The following is a 17,633-nucleotide window of genomic DNA, read 5'->3' on the forward strand; positions in this document are numbered from 1 at the left end:
GGCCGCGAGCCCCGCGAACCTCCCCCCACACCGCCCGCCACACACCCACGCGAACGACAAGGACAGTCATGCCCACGCACACCCGGTTCTCCCGGCGCAGCCTGCTGCGCGGCATCACCGCGACGACCGCCGCCGCCACCCTCGCCACCGGGCTCGCCGCCTGCGGGGGCGACACCGAGGCCGCGACGAGGACCGAGGCCGCCGGCACGGTCACCGTCGGGCGGCTCGCCAACGGCGCCGCCCAGGAGACCGAGATCAAGGTCTCCGAGGTGAAGTCCATCAGCGCCAAACTGCCCGACGCCATCAAGAAGAGCGGCAAGCTGGTGATCGGATCGGGCACGCTGCCGTCCGGCAGTCCGCCACTCGGCTTCATCGGCAGCGACCAGAAGACGCTCACCGGCTCCGAGCCCGACCTCGGCCGACTCGTGGCCGCCGTCCTCGGTCTCGAACCCGAGGTGCGCCAGTCGACCTGGGAGAACCTGTTCATCGGTATCGACAGCGGCAAGGTCGACGTCGGCTTCTCCAACATCACCGACACCGAGGAGCGCAAGCAGAAGTACGAGTTCGCCTCCTACCGCAAGGACGATCTGGCCTTCGAGACGAAGAAGGACAGCGACTGGAACTTCGACGGCGACTACGAGAACCTCGCCGGCCGGACGGTCTCCGTCGGCAACGGCACCAACCAGGAGAAGATCCTGCTGGAGTGGAAGGCGAAGCTGGCGAAGGAGGGCAAGAAGCCCCTCACCGTCAAGTACTTCCAGGAGAGCAACAGCATCTATCTGGCGCTGAGCAGCGGCAAGATAGACGCCTACTTCGGCCCCAGCCCCAACCTCGCGTACCACGCGGCCAAGACCGCCGGCACACCCCAGGCGACCCGGATCGCGGGCCAGTTCTCCGGTGCCGGTGAAACCCTCCAGGGCCTGATCGCCGCGACCGCGAAGAAGGGCAGCGGGCTCGCCGAACCCCTCGCCGAAGCCATCAACCACCTGATCGACAACGGTCAGTACGACGCCTGGCTGAAGGCGTGGAACCTTCCCAACGAGTCCGTGGGGAAGTCCGAGGTCAACCCGCCGGGCCTGCCCCTCACCAACTCCTGACGCACAGTCAGGTCGTGTGAGCAGCAGGCCTGTCGACCGAGAAAGGGGCTCCGCCTCCGTGACGCACCGGACCGACCTCCACGGAGGCGGAGCCCCGCCCGCACCCGCCGACGCACCCCGCGCCGCGTTCGCCGCCCCCACCCCCGTGCTCGACATACCCGTCCTCGACAACGCCGTCTGGGCCTCCCTCGTAGGCCCGCACGCCCACTTCGCCGAACGCCTCGGCGCCGCCGCCCGCTACCCGGGCGACGTCTACGACTACGCCGCCCTCGCCGACCCCGCGGACCCGGCCGGCTGGGCCGACCTGCACGCGCTCGTCGGCGCGGAGACCGTCGTACGGATCAAGCCGGTCCACGAGGTGCCGGACGGCTGGGAGGTGGTCGGCGGTGGACAGGGCGTCCAGCTGGTGGACACCGCGCTGCGGGCCGAGCACGCCCCCGAAGCGGTACGGCTCGGGCTCGCCGACGTCCCCGAGGTCCTGGACCTCATCGCCCGCACCCGACCAGGCCCCTTTCTCAAGCGGACCGTGGAAATGGGCACTTATCTCGGCATCCGGGACCGGGGGCGACTGGTCGCCATGGCCGGCGAGCGCATCCACCCACCCGGCTGGACGGAGATCAGCGCGGTCTGCACCGATCCGGACCACCGCGGCCGGGGCCTCGCCACCCGGCTCGTCCGCGCGGTCGCCGCCGGCATCCGCGCACGCGGCGAGACACCGTTCCTGCACGCCGCCGCGGACAACATCACCGCGATCCGCCTCTACGAGTCCCTCGGCTTCACCCTGCGCCGCCGCTCCACGATCGTGGCGGTCCGAAGCCCCGGCACGCCCCGCGAGAGGGCCGTACGAACTTCCTAGGAAGGCACCCACCCGTGTCCCCAGCCGCGTCTTTCCCCTCCTCCACACCCGCCCCCGCCTCCGCGCCGTCCGCGCTGCACCTGGCCGTCGCCCTCGACGGCACCGGCTGGCACCCCGCCTCCTGGCGCGAGCCGGTGGCCCGCCCCCGCGAGGTGTTCACCGCCGCCTACTGGGCCGACCTCGTCGCCGAGGCCGAGCGCGGGCTGCTCGACTTCGTGACCATCGAGGACGGCCTCGGCCCGCAGTCGGCGCACTTCCTGGAGCCGGACGAGCGCACCGACCAGCTCCGCGGCCGACTGGACGCCGTCCTCGTCGCCGCCCGGATCGCCCCCCTCACCCGGCACATCGGCATCGTGCCGACCGTCGTGGCCACCCACACCGAGCCCTTCCACATCTCCAAGGCCATCGCCACCCTCGACTACGTCAGCTCCGGCCGCGCGGGCCTGCGGGTGCAGATCACCGCCCGGCCGAACGAGGCCGCCCACTTCGGCCGCCGTACGATCCCGCGCATCGAGGCCTACGACAGCCCGGACGCACAGGCGTTGGTGACCGAGCTGTTCGACGAGGCCGCCGACCACGTCGAGGTCGTGCGCCGGCTGTGGGACAGCTGGGAGGACGACGCGGAGATCCGGGACGTGGCCACCGGCCGCTTCGTCGACCGCGACAAACTGCACTACATCGACTTCGAGGGCCGGCACTTCAGCGTCAAGGGCCCCTCCATCACACCCCGCCCCCCGCAGGGCCAGCCCGTCGTCAGCGCGCTCGCCCACGACACCGTCCCGTACCGGCTGGTGGCCCGCCAGGCCGACATCGGATACGTCACGCCCCACGACACCGACCGGGCACGGGCGATCGTCGCCGAGATCCGCGCGGAGCAGCGGGCCGCCGGGCGCGCCGACGACCCGCTGCACGTCTTCGGCGACCTCGTGGTCCTCCTCGACGACGACCCGGCGGCAGCGGCCGCCCGACGGCAGCGCCTCGACGCACTCGCCGGCGAGCCCTACGCGAGCGACGCCCGGATCTTCACCGGCACACCGGTCCAACTGGCGGACCTCCTCGAGGACCTGGCCACCGCGGGTCTGACGGGGTTCCGACTGCGCCCCGCCGTGCTGGGCCACGACCTCCCGGCGATCACCCGCGGCCTCGTGCCCGAGCTGCAGCGGCGCGGCGTCTTCCGCCGGGCCTACGAGGCCGGGACCCTGCGCGGCCTGCTGGGGCTGCCCCGCCCCGCCGCACGCTACGCCGCCGCCACGACCGCGACCGTCTGAGCCGTAGGAGACCGACCGCCATGAGCAAACCCCTGAAGCAGATCCATCTGGCCGCCCACTTCCCGGGCGTCAACAACACCACCGTGTGGAGCGATCCCAAGGCCGGCAGTCACATCGAGTTCAGCTCCTTCGCGCACTTCGCGCGGACCGCCGAGCGCGCCAAGTTCGACTTCCTGTTCCTCGCGGAGGGCCTGCGCCTGCGCGAACAGGGCGGCCACATCTACGACCTGGACGTGGTCGGCCGCCCCGACACCTTCACCGTCCTCGCCGCACTGGCCGCCGTCACCGAGCGCCTCGGACTGACCGGCACCATCAACTCCACCTTCAACGAGCCGTACGAGGTGGCCCGCCAGTTCGCGAGCCTCGACCACCTCTCCGACGGGCGCGCCGCGTGGAACGTCGTCACCTCCTGGGACGCCTTCACCGGAGAGAACTTCCGCCGGGGAGGCTTCCTGCCGCAGGAGGAGCGCTACTCCCGCGCCAAGGAGTTCCTGGCCACGGCGAACGAACTCTTCGACTCCTGGGACGGGGACGAGATCGTCGCCGACCAGGAGACGGGCGTCTTCCTGCGCGACGCCAAGGCCGGAGCCTTCGTCCACTCGGGGCAGCACTTCGACATCGAGGGCCGGTTCAACGTCCCGCGCTCCCCGCAGGGCCGCCCGGTGATCTTCCAGGCGGGGGACTCCGACGAGGGCCGTGAGTTCGCCGCCGCCGGCGCCGACGCCATCTTCAGCCGCTACGCGAGCCTGGACGCCGGCCGGGCCTTCTACACCGACGTCAAGAGCCGCCTCGCCAAGTACGGCCGCCGCGAGGACCAGTTGCTGATCCTGCCCGCCGCGACCTTCGTCCTCGGTGACACCGACGCCGAGGCCGAGGAACTCGCCAAGGAGGTACGCCGCCTCCAGGTCAGCGGCGCCACCGCCCTCAAGCACCTGGAGTTCGTCTGGAACCGCGACCTGTCCTCCTACGACCCGGACGGCCCGCTGCCCGACATCGACCCGGACGTCGGTGACAGCCACATCTCCAAGGGCCGCGCCCAGGTGCGCATGTACCGCGACCCGCTCGCCACCGCCCGCGAGTGGCGGGAACTGGCCGCCGCCCACGACTGGTCCATCCGGGACCTGGTCATCGAGACCGGCAACCGCCAGAACTTCGTCGGCTCCCCGGAGACCGTCGCCCGCACCATCGACGAGTACGTCCAGTCCGACGCCGCCGACGGCTTCATCCTCGTCCCCCACATCACCCCCACCGGCCTGGACCCCTTCGCCGACAAGGTCGTCCCCCTGCTCCAGGAGCGCGGTGTCTTCCGCACGGACTACGAGGGCCCGACCCTCCGCGACCACCTGGGCCTGGACACCCCCGCCTGACCTCGACGACCGGGTCCCCCGTCCGGCGGAGCCGCACCGAGCACCGCCGCCGGACGGGGCAACCCGCCCCGGCCCCGTGACCCCGGCCCTGTCGGCGGGGGAGAGCGGCCGCCGTGCCAGTGCCGGCGCGCCGGCCGCCGATAGCCGCCTCGTGTGCGTGTCACTTGGCGCCCGCATCACTTGACGCCCGCCCCGTGAGGCCGTTGACTCCGCAGGGATGGGGGTGGTCGCCGTGGCGATCCGCACACACCGACCCGACGCCGTCCGCCGGGCAGGACGCCTCGGATCGGACCGGCCGTGCGAGGAGCACCACGAGCCGGCCCGCCCCGGCCGCGCGGGGAGCGCGCGTCCGCCGGGAAGACCCCGCACCCGGACCGTGGGCACGCCGCCCGCGTCCCGGTCGTCCCCGTCGTCGGCCGGGTCACGCGAACCTCCCGCGCAGCCGCCGCATACTGACGTTCCGTCAGCTCTCATACGCACCCACCTCTGGGAGGAACGGCGATGACCGAACGGATGCTCCTGCGCGCGGGCCATGTCGTCTCGATGGATCCGGACATCGGCGACCTGCCCCGGGGCGACGTCCTCATCGAGGACGGCACGATCACGGCGGTCCGGCGCGAGATCGACGCGGACGTGGACGCCGAGGTGCTCGACATGACCGGCCGCATCGTGATCCCCGGCTTCGTCGACACCCACCGCCACACCTGGGAGGCGCCGATCCGCGGCTGCGCCCCCGACGCCACCCTCGACGACTACTTCGTCGACGTCCTCGACACCTTCGCGCCCGTCTACACCCCCGAGGACGTGTACGCCGGCAACCTGGCCGGCACCCTGGAGTGCCTCAACGCGGGCATCACCACCCTCGTCGACTGGTCGCACATCAACAACACGCCCGAGCACCCGGACGCCGCGATCCAGGCGCTGACGGAGACCGGCATCCGTGCCCAGTACGCGTACGGGAGCGCGAACACCTCGCTCGCCGACTACTGGTTCGACAGCAAGATCGCGGTACCCGGCGACGACGTACGCCGCGTCCGCGACCGGCACTTCGCCTCCGGCGACGGCCTGCTGACCATGGCCCTGGCCACGCGCGGACCCGGTTTCTGCGCCGACGACGTCGTCACCCGCGAATGGGGCCTCGCCCGCGAGCTGGACATCCCGATCACCGTGCACGTCGCCATGGGCCGCCTCGCCGGACGCTTCGGCATGGTCAGGCAGCTGAACCAGCTGGGTCTGCTCGGGCCCGACACGACCTACGTCCACTGCTGTCACCTCAGCGAGGACGAGTGGCGGATGGTGGCCGACAGCGGCGGCACGGTGTCCATCTCCGCCCAGGTGGAGACGCAGATGGGCCACGGCTGGCCGCCCGTGATGCAGGCCGTCGAACACGGGCTGCGGCCGTCGTTGAGCATCGACGTCGTCACCACCGTGCCCGGCGACATGTTCACCCAGATCCGGGCCGCCTTCGGCGCCGAACGGGCCCGGCTCAACGCCGACTGCTGGCAGGCCAACCTGCCGGTGCCGAAGACCATGTTGACGGCACGTCAGATGCTGGAGATCGCCACGCTCAACGGGGCCCACGTGGCCGGCGTGGAGGACCGTACCGGCTCCCTGACGCCCGGCAAGCGGGCCGATGTCGTCGCCCTCGACGCCACCGCCCTCAACATGGCGCCGGTGCACGACGCGGTGGCGGCCGTCACCCTCTGCGCGGACGTCTCCAACGTGGAGACGGTCATCGTCGACGGAGTGGTCCACAAGCGCGACGGCCGGCTGCTCGCGGACGTGGGCCGGGCCCGCCGCCTGGTCGAGGAGTCACGCGACCGGTTGGTGGCCGCCGTGGCGGCGAGGAAGCCGGACGCCTGACGGACCACTGACACGCCGGGCCGCCGGGGTGCCCGAAGCAGTACGGCTTCGGGCACCCCGGCGGCCCGGGATCGTCGCGGAAGGCGGGCGAGGGCGCAGGCGCCGCCCGCCCGCCGCGCGGTCAGTCCTCGCGTGGCCAGTTCTCAGCCTCGAACATCCAGCGCTGCTTCTCCAGCTCGTAGGTGACGGAGATCAACAGGTCCTGCGTGACCTTGTCGGCCTCCTCCGTGACCTCGATACGCTCACGCAGCCGCCCGATCGCCGCCTCCAGCGCCTCCACCAGCAGCCGTACGACCTCGGTGTCCCGCAGCCAGCCGTCCTTCGGCCCCTGGAGGGCGAACCGGGTCGCCACGGTCTCGGGCCGGCCGTCCGGGGCCACCCCGATCGCCGCCGCGCGTTCGGCGACCTGGTCGGCGAACGTCCGTGCCGTGGACACCACCTCGTCGAGCTGCAGGTGGATCGAACGGAACCTCGGTCCCACCACGTTCCAGTGGGCCTGCTTCCCGATCAGCGAGAGGCCCAGCAGATCCACCAGGCTCTCCTGCAGCGCGTCGCCCGCGATCCGGCGGGCGGACTCGGGAAGTGTGCTCCTCACCATCGTCATTGCGCAGTACTCCTCATCGCTTCATCCAGGCATCCCGGCCAGCGCTTCGTGCCGGGCGGCGTCGGCGCTCCCGGCTCTGCGGAGCAGGTCGGTGCGTTCCTCCTCGCCCATGCCGCCCCACACGCCGGCCGTCTGCCCGTTGCCGAGCACCCAGTTCAGGCACTCGCGGCGCACCGGGCAGCGGCCGCAGACACGTTTGGCGGCGGCGACGTCGTCGACCGCCGGTCCTGTGGTGCCCACGGGGAAGAACAGTTCGGGGTCCTCTCCCACGCAGGCCGCTCTCCGCAACCACTCCATGCGGGTGCGGGTGCCCAGGTCGGACGCGTGAAAACGCGGCGTACGGCAGCGCCTCAGCGCCGCAGCGCGCAGTCCACGAACTCCTTGACGTCCGCGAGCACTTCGGCCTTGTTCGTCTCGTTGAACACCTCGTGCCGGGCGCCCGGATAGACCCGCTCGGCCCAGTCGGCGCCCCGGAACTCCTCGATGCCCGTACGGCTGCCGGACAGCGGCACGATCCGGTCGTCGTCGCCGTGCAGCCACAGCAGCGGGAGCGCGTCGAGCGGACCGTTCTTCGAGACCGCCGCCAGGCCGTGGTCGATCGCCTCCAGCGTCGGCCGCTTGAACGGGCCGTGCCACACCAGCGGATCGTTCGCGTACGCGGCGCCGACCGCCATGTCCCGGGAGAGCAGCTTCGGGTCGAGCGGGACCTCGGGCACCTCCGGCGGGGCGAGCAGCGCCCGCAGCGGCTCCCAGATCCCGATCAGCGGCCCCGACAGCACGATCGCGGCGAGCCCGGAACCGTACCGCTGGGCGTACCGCGCGGCGATCAGACCGCCCATGGAGTGGCCGATCAGCACCACCGGCAGACCCGGATACGCGGCCCTGGCCCGCACCTCCACCGTGTGCAGATCGGTGACCACGGCCTCGAAGTCCTCGATCAGCACCCGCTCGCCCGCCGACCTGCCGTGCCCCATGTGGTCGGGGCCGAACACCGCCGCGCCGTGCCGTACCAGGGCATCGGCCACATGCTCGTACCGGCCGATGTGCTCCCCGTAGCCGTGCACCAGGAGCACGACGTAGCGCGCCCCCTCGCACGGCCATTCCCGTGCGGTGACACCGCCCCGCGTACCGGCGAAGCTGTGCTCGCGCGAGTCGGCCATGACTCCTCCAACTACGTCGGTGAAGGTACCCGGGGGATCTTGCCAGCCCGTCGGACGATGGTCCATGGGCCGTCCGGGGCGAAACCCGCCACCGGGCGGCGGGGAGATGAGCGGATCCCGGACCGGGGCGGGAGCAGGATCAACTGGCGAGACGGTCCTGTCGCGCGCCGATAGGTGCGCATACCATCGGACCCCGCATGAACACGATGACTCTCTGGCACCTGTCCACGGCCGAGTTCGCGGCCCTCGCCTTCGCGGCCCTGCTCGTCGGTTTCTCGAAGACCGCCGTGAGCGGTGCCAACACGGTCAGTCTCGCGATCTTCGCGGCGGTCCTGCCCGCCCGTGCCTCGACCGGCGTCCTGCTCCCGATCCTCATCGTCGGGGACGTCCTCGCCGTCCTGACCTACCGCCGGCACGCCCACTGGCCCACCCTGTGGAAGCTCTTCCCGGCGGTCGGCGCCGGTGTCGTCCTCGGCACGCTCTTCCTGATCCGGGCCGACGACGAGATCGTGCGCACGTCGATCGGCGCGATCCTGCTGCTGATGGCGGCCGTCACGATCCGGCGCCGGCGCACGGCCGACAAGGACGACGAACCCGACGCCGTCACCACCCGCGCAGGCCGCGTCAAGGCCCGCTCGTACGGCGTCCTCGGCGGCTTCACCACCATGGTCGCCAACGCCGGAGGGCCCGTGATGTCCCTGTACCTGCTCTCGGCGGGCTTCCGGAAGCTCGGCTTCCTGGGCACGTCGGCCTTCTTCTTCCTCATCGTCAACGTCTCCAAGGTCCCCTTCAGCGTGGGCCTCGGCCTCATCGACGCGCACTCCCTGCTCCTGGACGCCGCCCTGGCCCTGTTCGTCGTGCCGGGCGCCTTCCTCGGCAAGTGGGCGGTGAACCGCATCAACCAGAAGCTGTTCGAACAGCTGGTGATCGCGGCGACGGTCGTGGGCGGCCTGCAGCTACTGCTCCGCTGAGGGGCCCGAGGTGGAGGACTCCGGCGCCGGGTGCGCGCGGCGCAACCGGGGGGCCCAGGCTTGCGCGTCGACCGCGCGGCCCTCCCGCTCCACGACGTCGGCCAGCCGCCGCGCCCAGGCCCCGACCCCGGCCAGATCGACGCCGTAGGGCTGCCGCCGTCCGCTGCCGGCCCCCCACTCCTCGACGGCCCCCGCCCCGCGCCGCAGCAACAGGGCTCCGCCCTTGACGTTCCCCCGCGCCGAGTGGGTGAGGCCCACCGCGAGCTGGGCGAGGCCCCGCCACAGCGCGCGTTCCTCGTCGGGCCCGGACTTCCAGGCGTCCTCGAAGACCTCGTGCGCGTGGAACGGCTTCCCCGCGTCCAGCAGTGCCTGCGCCTCGACGACCGTCTTCTCCGGCTCCCGCACCACCCCCTCCGGCTGCCGCTCGACCCCCGGCGCCCCGTGCGGCAGCGGGCGCCCCAGCCCGTCCCGGGGCCGCGCACTGCGCGCCCGCCCCTCCTCGTCCCGGTCCCGCCCCCGCGCCGTCGTCCCGTCCTCCGCTGTCCCGCTCATCCCTCGATTGTCCCCCGCCTCTCACCGGCTGCGGGGCAGGGGCCGACGTACGGTAAAGTTCTCACTGCGCGATCACGCGGTTTCACCGCGGACAGCGCACCGGGACGTGGCGCAGCTTGGTAGCGCACTTGACTGGGGGTCAAGGGGTCGCAGGTTCAAATCCTGTCGTCCCGACTTCACGAAGACGTGGTGAAGTCGTAGTTCAGGGGCCGTGGCGGATCACTCCGCCACGGCCCCTGAGTCATGCGCGGCCGGGCCGGGAGCCTTCCGGCGTCACCGGGCGGCTACACGGGCTGCGGGGTGAAGACACCCAGGACGTCCTCCCCGGGCCGGACGACGCCGTAGCTGTTCTCGGGGACCTCGTTCCAGGCGCCGGGCATGTCGCCCAGGGGCTCGGAGACAATGAGACGGGTCTCGTCGGAGACCTCCCGCAGGAACGACAGGTCGGGGTGGAGCGCGCGCAACGTCTCCACCCGGGTGCTGTAGAACAGCGAGCGCGACTGCTTCTGGCTGGAGTAACGGAAGGCCCACAGTGCCTCTCCGTCCGTCACGGCGACCGTCATCTGCAGCGGGAACTCCACCCCGTGCTCCCGACCGACCCGCTCCACCAGGCCCGCCATCCGCGCGACCGCGCCAGGAGGGTCCTCCTCCAGACCGAGCGTGAGCGTCAGGTAGAACATCAGCTCCGAGTCCGTCTGCCCCTCGATGTCGGCGAACAGCTCCGGGTCGACGGCCAGGGAGAGGTCCCGCCGTATCCGGTGGAAGTCCGCGATCGCGCCGTTGTGCATCCACATCCAGCGGCCGTGCCGGAAGGGGTGGCTGTTGGTCTGCTGCACCGCCGTACCGGTCGACGCCCGGATGTGGGCGAAGAAGAGCGGGGAGCGGACATGGTCGGCGATCTCCCGCAGATTGCGGTTGCTCCAGGCCGGACCGATGTCGCGGAAGATCGCGGGGGTGTCCAGGCCGGGCGAGTACCAGCCGATGCCGAACCCGTCACCGTTGGTGGTCTCGACACCCAGCCGGGAGTGCAGACTCTGGTCGATCAGGGAGTGCGCCGGCCGGTAGAGGATCGTGTCGAGCAGGATGGGTGTTCCCGAATAGGCGAGCCACCTGCACATCGGCTACCACCTTCCTGGCAAACGGGCCGTACGGGTGAAGCGGCTTTCCCATGGTCGTGCGGCCGTCCGATGATCGCCACACGACGGCCGCCCGGCACCGCCGCTCCCGTGCGCGAACGGCTCAGCCCCGGTACCCCCGGAGCTTCCGGTACAGCGTGGCACGGGCGATGCCCAGCGACGCCGCCGCGCGGGCCTTGTTGCCGCCGTTGCGGCGCAGGGCCTCCAGTATGGCGGAGCGTTCCGCGTGCTCCATGGGGCTCAGGCGCCGGGCCGCCGGCCCCTCGCGGACGGGATCCGGCAGTTCGGCGCGCACGACGGGCCCGGACACGCGCCGCTGTTCGGCCAACGCCCGTACCAGATGCACGAGTTCGGTGACATTGCCGGGCCACGGATGCTGCTCCAGGGCCCGCAGGGCGTCCAGTGTCCAGGTGAGCGGCGGCTGACCCGGTACCGGCTTCGGGGCCAGGGCCGTCAGTAACTCCCGGATGTCCTCCGGCCGTTCACGCAGAGCGGGGAGGGTGACCGACCGGGCGGCGAGCCTGTCCAGGAGGCGCTGGAGGCAGGGGCTGGGCGGTGCTCCGGGGGTGTAGGTGGCCAGCAGCGGTGTCCCCGGATGCGAGGCGAGGAGTGAGTTGAGGGTCGCGGTGTCGGGCTGCGCGAGGCGCTCCACATGGCGGATCAGGAGCGTGTGACCCTCCCTCAGCGCCAGGAGCATCGAGCCCAGTTCACCCTCCGCCGCGTCGACGACCAGCAGCTCGGGCGCCAGTTCGCGGGCGAGCGCGGTCTTGCCGGTACCGCGTTCGCCGACGAGCAGCAACGGCTCGGGCGACCGGGCCAGCTCCGCCGCCCGGCCGGCCGCGTACCGCCACGGCACCGAGCGCCCGGCCAGTGCCACGACACCCCGTCCGAGCGGCATGGCGCCACCGGATCCCAGCGGCTCCAGCACGGCCACCGCGCCGATCACCGACCCACGGTGGGCCACCGGGGAGACCTTCGCCGAACACCGCACGCCGTCCGGCAGCCGGACGCGGTACGAGTCCGGGGCGGCGGCGGACGTGGTCATCGCGCCGGACGCCGAAGCGGGCACGGGTACGGGCGCCGAAGCGGGCACGGACGTCGAAGCGGGGACGGGCACGGTGGTGTCCGTGACGGCTTCGGCCCCTGGCGCGGACACCGCTTCCGGCGAGGCCGTACCCGCGTGGTCACCCGCCGCATGCCTGCTCCCGCCGCCCGCGTCCCGTAACAGCGCGACGACGCTCCGCTCCAGCGCGTCCAACCCCTCCGGTGACAGCAGCCGCCCCGCGGCCTCGCTGACCAGGCGGTTGCGGCCGTCCAGGGCGACGACCGCCCGCCCCCGCTGCCGCGAGGCCCGCAGATACGCGTCCAGCAGGACCCGCTCGGCGGGCTGCGACCGCGCCAGCAGCTCCGCCTCGACGGCACCGGCGGCGGCCTCGGCGAGGGACGCCCACGGATGCGGGGCGCGGTCGGCGCACAATCCGGTGGTGACCGTCACCGTGCCCACGGCCCGCCCGGTCTCCGGCGCGAGCACGGGCACGCTGACCGCCGACACGTCCTGCCACAGGTCGAGGAAGTGCTCCGGACCGTGCACCTCGGCGCGGCGCCGGGTGCGCAGCGCGAGCGCCGCGCTGTTGTTGCCGACCACCTGTTCGGAGAGGTCCTCGCAGAAGGGGGCGCCGGGCGCGCATTCGGTCGCCCACAGCACCCGCAGCCGTTCGTCGGTCAGCAGGAGCGCCGCCCGACCGGTGCCCACGGCGGGGGCGAGGCGTTCGAGCACCGGCCGCGCCGCGGCCAACAGGTCGCACCCGTCCGGTCGTACGGCATCGCGCGGCGGGGCGGCGGGCCTCTGGGCCGCGCCGCTCGTGCCGGTCACCTCGGCCGACCCGGTCGCGGAGCGCGGCACGTCGTGGCGTAGGCCGAAGAACCGGGCACGCCTCCAGGCGGCGAGGATCTCCTCCGGTACTCCGTCCGGGAGTTGGCGCCCCGCGAGGAACAACTCACGGGCCCTGCCCAGCGATTCCAGGGCAGGGTGGACGGGGAGCTGCTCCACTGTGGTCACGACACCACTCACCGTACCCGGCGAGATCGAAAGCGTGCCGTCCATCCCGGAATTCCCCGACCGGTGAGCCCGCTCCGCCCGCTTGCCGCGCTACGGCCGCCCACCCGCCCGCCGGATCTCCCCCTCCCGCACTCCACGCCCGCGCGCTCTCCCAGCCGGAATCCGCCCTCCCGCTCTCCCAGCCGGAATCCGCGCTCCCGCACACCACGCCCGCCCGCTCTCGAACGGCCCCGGTCGGCGGCCCCGGCCTGTGGTCCTGCCGCCGCACCCCGTACGACGTCCGTCCGCCGAGCGGTGCGCACTGTCTCAAGTTGAGACACCCACGCTCCCGCGCCGCCCTCCATGATCTTGAGCGGCCGTGCCTGTCCTCATTCCTTGGAGCGTCTCTCGTGCACACCGTAGAGCCGGATGTCGTGACCGACGTACTGATCGTGGGCAGTGGCCCCGCGGGCGCCGCCGCCGCGCTCGCCCTGAGTACGTACGGCGTCCCCAACATCGTGGTGACCCGTTTCTCGCGTCTCGCCGAGACGCCCCGGGCGCACATCACCAACCAGCGCACCATGGAGGTGCTGCGCGACCTCGGCGTCGAGGACGAGGTCGTCGCGAGGGCCACGCCGCAGGATCTGATGGGCGACACGACCTTCTGCACCAGCCTCGCCGGGGAGGAGCTGGGCCGAGTCCGGTCGTGGGGCAACGACCCGCTCGTCCAGGCCGCCCACGAGCTGGCCAGCCCCACCCGTATGTGCGACATGCCGCAGCACCTCATGGAGCCCGTGCTCGTCGACGCGGCGGTGGCGCGGGGCACCAACCTGCGCTTCAGCACCGTCTACAAGTCCTTCGTCCAGGACGACGAGGGCGTCACGGTCACCGTCGAGGACCGGCTGCGCGGCGACGAGTACACCATCCGCGCCAAGTACCTCATCGGCGCCGACGGAGGCCGCTCCCAGGTGGCGGAGCACGCCGGTCTGCCCATGGGCGGCCAGATGGGCGTGGCCGGCAGCATCAACATCGTCTTCGACGCCGACCTCTCGAAGTACACCGCGCACCGCCCGTCCACCCTCTACTGGGTGCTGGCCCCCGGCGCCACCGTCGGAGGTATCGGCGCGGGCCTGGTCCGGTGCGTCCGGCCCTGGGACGAGTGGCTGATCGTCTGGGGCTACGACGTGACCGCGGGCGCCCCCGACCTGACCACCGAGTACGCCGAGTCGATCGTCCGCAGGCTGGTCGGCGACGACGAGATCCCGGTGACCATCAGGTCGTCCTCGGCCTGGACCGTCAACGAGATGTACGCGGAGACCTACTCGAGCGGGCGGGTCTTCTGCGCCGGCGACGCCACACACCGCCATCCGCCGTCCAACGGCCTCGGCTCCAACACCTCCATCCAGGACTCCTACAACCTGGCCTGGAAGCTCAAGCTCGTCCTCGACGGCACCGCGTCGCCCGCGCTCCTCGACACCTACACCGCCGAACGCGCCCCGATCGGCAGGCAGATCGTCACCCGCGCCAACAAGTCCATCGGCGAGACCGCTCCCGTCTTCGAGGCGCTCGACGGGCTCGCCCCGCAGACCCCCGAGCAGTTGTGGGCCAACATCACCGCCCGCAAGGACGACACCGAGGCCGCCGAGAAGCAGCGGGCGAAGCTCCGCGAGGCGATCGGGTTCAAGGTGTACGAGTTCAACGCGCACGGCGTCGAACTCAACCAGCGGTACTCCGCCGAGAGCTCCGCCGCCGTCGTCCCCGACGGCACCCCCGACCCCGGCTTCGACCGCGACCCCGAGCTGTTCCACCAGCCCACCTCCCGCCCCGGGGCCAAACTCCCGCACGCCTGGATCACCTCCGGCACCCGCACCCTGTCCACGCTCGACACCGTCGGCAAGGGCCGCTTCACCCTGCTCACCGGCATCGGCGGCGCCGACTGGATCCGGGCCGCCGGCGCCCAGGACCTGCTGGAGATCGCCACCGCCGTCATCGGCCCCGGCCAGGAGTACGAGGACCCGTACGGCGACTGGGCACGGCTCAGCGAGGTCGCCGACGGCGGAGCCCTCCTCGTACGGCCGGACGGGTACGTCGCCTTCCGGCACGCGCGGGCGGCCGTGTCCCCGGAGGAGGCCGAGCGGTTGCTGACGGGGGCGGTGCGGCGCATCCTCGGGCGTGCCTGAGGCGGAGGTCCCCGGGGCGGGCGTCGTGTGCGTCCCGTGCGGGGAACAGCTGTCGGCTCCGCCCCGGCGGAGCCGCGTGAACGTTCGTAGGAGTGGGGCATGACCACCGAATACACCACCCGGATCACCGAGGCCGTCGTCGACAGCTTCGACGGCACGGCCGACCCGCGCCTGCGCGAGCTGCTCGCCGCCCTCACCCGCCATCTGCACGCCTTCGTCCGCGAGGCGGAGCCGACGATGACCGAGTGGGAACAGGCCATCGCCTTCCTGACGGCGACGGGGCGAGCGTGTACGGACACCCGGCAGGAGTTCGTCCTCCTGTCGGACGTCCTCGGCATCTCGATGCTGGTCGAGACGATCAACAGCGAGGGCCGGGGCGGACGGGACGAGCGCGACGCGGGGGAGGGGAGGCAGGAGCGGGGCGAGAGCGAGGGGCACGACGGCGTGACCGAGTCGACGGTCCTCGGCCCGTTCCACATGACCGAGTCCCCGGTCCGCGAACTCGGCGCGGACATCGACCTGGTCGGCGGCGGCGCGCCGTGCGTGATCAGCGGGCGCGTGCTGTCGGCGGACGGCACCGCGCTGCCCGGCGCGGTCCTCGACGTCTGGCAGGCGGACGCCGAGGGCTACTACGACGTCCAGCAGCCCGACGTCCAGCCGCCGGGCAACGGCCGCGGACTGTTCACGGCGGACGCCGACGGCCGCTTCTGGTTCCGCACCTGCGTACCGAGCCCGTACCCCATCCCCACGGACGGCCCGGTCGGCGACCTCCTGCGGGCGACCTCCCGCCACCCCTACCGCCCGGCCCACATCCACTTCATCGTCTCGGCGAAGGGACACACCCCGGTCACCACCCACATCTTCGTGGCCGGCAGCGACCACCTCGACTCGGACGCGGTGTTCGCGGTGAAGGAGAGCCTCGTCCAGGACTTCACGGAGACCGACGACCCGCCCCTGGCCCAGCGGTTCGGCATCCCCAACCCGTTCCGTCACGCCCGCTTCGACCTCGTACTCGGCACGGGGGACTCCTCCGCCACGGACGACTCGGAGCTTGCGTGATGGAGTTCGAGTACGAGGCCCGGCCCATGCGGATCGTCATGCGTCCGGGCGCGGCGGTGACCGCGGTGGCGGGGGAGGCCGAACGGCTGGGCCTGCGGCGGCTGTTGGTGGTGTGCGGCCCCCGGGGCGCCGGGACGGCCCGCGCGGTCGCCGGCTCACTCGGCGACACGTGTGCCGGACTGTTCGCGCAGGCTCGCCAGCACGTGCCGGTCGAGGTGGCCGACCAGGCGGTCCGGGCGGCGCGGGACGCGGGCGCGGACGGTTGCGTGGCCGTCGGCGGCGGCTCGGCGATCGGACTGGGCAAGGCGATCGCGCTCCGCACCGAACTGCCGCTGATCGCCGTGCCGTCGACGTACTCCGGCTCCGAGATGACCCCGGTCTGGGGCCTGACCGAGCACGGCGCCAAGCGCACCGGCCGCGCCCCGTCGGTCCTGCCGCGCAGTGTCGTCTACGACGCCGAACTCACCCTCTCCCTCCCCGTCCCCCTCTCCGTGACCAGCGGCATCAACGCGGTCGCCCACGCCGCCGAGGCCCTGTACGCGCCGGACGCCTCGCCGCTGGTGTCGCTGACGGCGCAGGAGGGCGCCCGGGCCATGACGAGCGCCCTCCGCGAGGTGGCGGCCGACCCCGCGAACCTGGCGGCGCGCGGACGTGCCCTCTACGGCGCCTGGCTGTGCGGCACCGCGCTCGGGGCGACCACCATGGGCCTGCACCACAAGCTGTGCCACGTCCTCGGCGGCACCTTCGGCCTGCCGCACGCCGAGACCCACACGGTCGTCCTGCCGTACGTCCTCGCCTACAACGCCCCGGCCGCGCCCGACGCCCTGACGGCACTGGGCCGCGCCCTGGACACCACCGACGCCGCCGAGGCCCTGTGGAACCTGACGGGCGATCTCGGCGCGCCCCGCTCCCTGGCCGAACTCGGCCTGAAACAAGCCGACGTGGAACGCGCGGCGGCCGAGGTGACGGGTCAGGCCTACCCCAACCCTCGGCAGGCGACCACGGCGGACGCCCTGGCGATCCTCGAAGCGGCGTACGAGGGCATCCGGCCACGGGCGTGGTCCTGACCGACGCGAACCACACGACGCGAACCGCACGACGAGCACCGGGAACCCGAAGGCTTCAGGAGCGCCCCCGCAGGCGCCGCGGACGCCCCCTTCCCGGGGGCGGGCGTCGTCCCGCGCGGGCGAGGGGACCCGGGAACGAGCTCGACAACACCCGTGACACACACCTGCGTTCCGCCGACTTCCTCGGCGTCGAACGCTGTGCCGACCCGTCCAGGCCATTGCGGGTTTGCGGCGCAGGTAAAGAACATCCGGGCATGCGGGCATTTCGGAAGCAATGGGTTCCGTTTGCCGGATGGTTATGCCACGTGTCGCCACTACTCACTGACAGACGTGGCGGCTGCCCGAATTCGGCCATGGTGGCAAGGAAAGAGTGGACAGAATCTGGAATGCTCCCCCGCTGGGCCCGGTTCGATCG

Annotated in this window: 15 protein-coding genes and 1 tRNA gene; 10 read left to right on the plus strand and 6 right to left on the minus strand. The window is 72.4% G+C overall.

Annotated elements, in window-relative coordinates:
* The first annotated feature begins 68 nt into the window (after positions 1-68).
* From H4687_RS39250 to H4687_RS39270, 5 genes are all read left to right on the plus strand, one after another.
* Positions 69-1,097, plus strand: coding sequence for an ABC transporter substrate-binding protein (locus H4687_RS39250; RefSeq protein WP_046919997.1), 1,029 nt, complete (start codon positions 69-71; stop codon positions 1,095-1,097).
* Positions 1,098-1,155: 58 nt separating this feature from the next.
* Positions 1,156-1,953 carry a GNAT family N-acetyltransferase gene (locus H4687_RS39255; protein ID WP_050398336.1) on the plus strand — a complete coding sequence of 266 codons (798 nt, stop codon included), beginning with the start codon at positions 1,156-1,158 and terminating at the stop codon, positions 1,951-1,953.
* A 14-nt stretch (positions 1,954-1,967) separates the two neighbouring features.
* Complete coding sequence (locus H4687_RS39260) at positions 1,968-3,221, plus strand: LLM class flavin-dependent oxidoreductase (RefSeq protein WP_050398337.1); 1,254 nt, start codon at positions 1,968-1,970, stop codon at positions 3,219-3,221.
* Between the two features lie 20 nt (positions 3,222-3,241).
* Complete coding sequence (locus H4687_RS39265; RefSeq protein WP_046919789.1) at positions 3,242-4,588, plus strand: NtaA/DmoA family FMN-dependent monooxygenase; 1,347 nt, start codon at positions 3,242-3,244, stop codon at positions 4,586-4,588.
* A gap of 501 nt (positions 4,589-5,089) precedes the next feature.
* The gene (locus H4687_RS39270) at positions 5,090-6,451 is read left to right on the plus strand and encodes an amidohydrolase family protein (protein WP_046919788.1); all 1,362 of its coding nucleotides are present in this window, start codon (positions 5,090-5,092) and stop codon (positions 6,449-6,451) included.
* Positions 6,452-6,572: 121 nt separating this feature from the next.
* Here the strand turns inward: H4687_RS39270 and H4687_RS39275 are convergent, their stop codons facing one another.
* Genes H4687_RS39275 through H4687_RS39285 form a run of 3 tightly spaced genes read right to left on the minus strand, consistent with a single transcriptional unit; the run spans position 6,573 to position 8,215 of the window.
* Positions 6,573-7,055, minus strand: a complete 483-nt coding sequence (locus H4687_RS39275; RefSeq protein WP_046919787.1) for a Dps family protein — start codon at positions 7,053-7,055, stop codon at positions 6,573-6,575.
* Between the two features lie 21 nt (positions 7,056-7,076).
* On the minus strand, positions 7,077-7,352 hold the full coding sequence (locus H4687_RS39280; protein ID WP_046919786.1) for a WhiB family transcriptional regulator: 276 nt from the start codon (positions 7,350-7,352) through the stop codon (positions 7,077-7,079).
* A gap of 53 nt (positions 7,353-7,405) precedes the next feature.
* Positions 7,406-8,215 carry an alpha/beta hydrolase gene (locus H4687_RS39285; protein WP_046919785.1) on the minus strand — a complete coding sequence of 270 codons (810 nt, stop codon included), beginning with the start codon at positions 8,213-8,215 and terminating at the stop codon, positions 7,406-7,408.
* Between the two features lie 197 nt (positions 8,216-8,412).
* On the opposite strand from H4687_RS39285, the gene H4687_RS39290 reads away from it, so the two are divergent.
* Positions 8,413-9,186, plus strand: a complete 774-nt coding sequence (locus H4687_RS39290) for a sulfite exporter TauE/SafE family protein (RefSeq protein WP_046919784.1) — start codon at positions 8,413-8,415, stop codon at positions 9,184-9,186.
* On the opposite strand, the gene H4687_RS39295 is transcribed toward H4687_RS39290, so the two are convergent.
* On the minus strand, positions 9,172-9,738 hold the full coding sequence (locus tag H4687_RS39295; protein ID WP_050398338.1) for a DUF309 domain-containing protein: 567 nt from the start codon (positions 9,736-9,738) through the stop codon (positions 9,172-9,174). The genes H4687_RS39290 and H4687_RS39295 overlap by 15 nt on opposite strands.
* A gap of 100 nt (positions 9,739-9,838) precedes the next feature.
* Here H4687_RS39295 and H4687_RS39300 point away from each other — a divergent pair.
* Positions 9,839-9,912: transfer RNA gene (locus H4687_RS39300), tRNA-Pro, on the plus strand.
* 110 nt (positions 9,913-10,022) lie between these two features.
* On the opposite strand, the gene H4687_RS39305 is transcribed toward H4687_RS39300, so the two are convergent.
* Positions 10,023-10,856, minus strand: a complete 834-nt coding sequence (locus H4687_RS39305) for a class II glutamine amidotransferase (protein ID WP_046920372.1) — start codon at positions 10,854-10,856, stop codon at positions 10,023-10,025.
* Positions 10,857-10,977: 121 nt separating this feature from the next.
* Complete coding sequence (locus H4687_RS39310) at positions 10,978-12,933, minus strand: helix-turn-helix domain-containing protein (RefSeq protein WP_417190218.1); 1,956 nt, start codon at positions 12,931-12,933, stop codon at positions 10,978-10,980.
* A 389-nt stretch (positions 12,934-13,322) separates the two neighbouring features.
* On the opposite strand from H4687_RS39310, the gene H4687_RS39315 reads away from it, so the two are divergent.
* The 3 genes from H4687_RS39315 to H4687_RS39325 all read left to right on the plus strand — a co-directional run bounded on the left by H4687_RS39315 (position 13,323) and on the right by H4687_RS39325 (position 17,218).
* A complete protein-coding gene (locus H4687_RS39315; RefSeq protein ID WP_005484507.1) occupies positions 13,323-15,092 on the plus strand; it encodes an FAD-dependent oxidoreductase in 1,770 nt (589 codons plus the stop codon).
* 99 nt (positions 15,093-15,191) lie between these two features.
* Positions 15,192-16,151, plus strand: a complete 960-nt coding sequence (locus H4687_RS39320; protein ID WP_046916862.1) for a dioxygenase family protein — start codon at positions 15,192-15,194, stop codon at positions 16,149-16,151.
* Positions 16,151-17,218: a maleylacetate reductase gene (locus H4687_RS39325; protein WP_046916861.1), complete on the plus strand. Its 1,068-nt coding sequence runs from the start codon at positions 16,151-16,153 to the stop codon at positions 17,216-17,218. Before H4687_RS39320 ends, H4687_RS39325 begins: the two co-directional genes overlap by 1 nt.
* Positions 17,219-17,633: the final 415 nt, after the last annotated feature.

Origin of the sequence: Streptomyces stelliscabiei (assembly GCF_014873495.1) — a bacterium.
GTDB lineage: Bacteria > Actinomycetota > Actinomycetes > Streptomycetales > Streptomycetaceae > Streptomyces > Streptomyces bottropensis.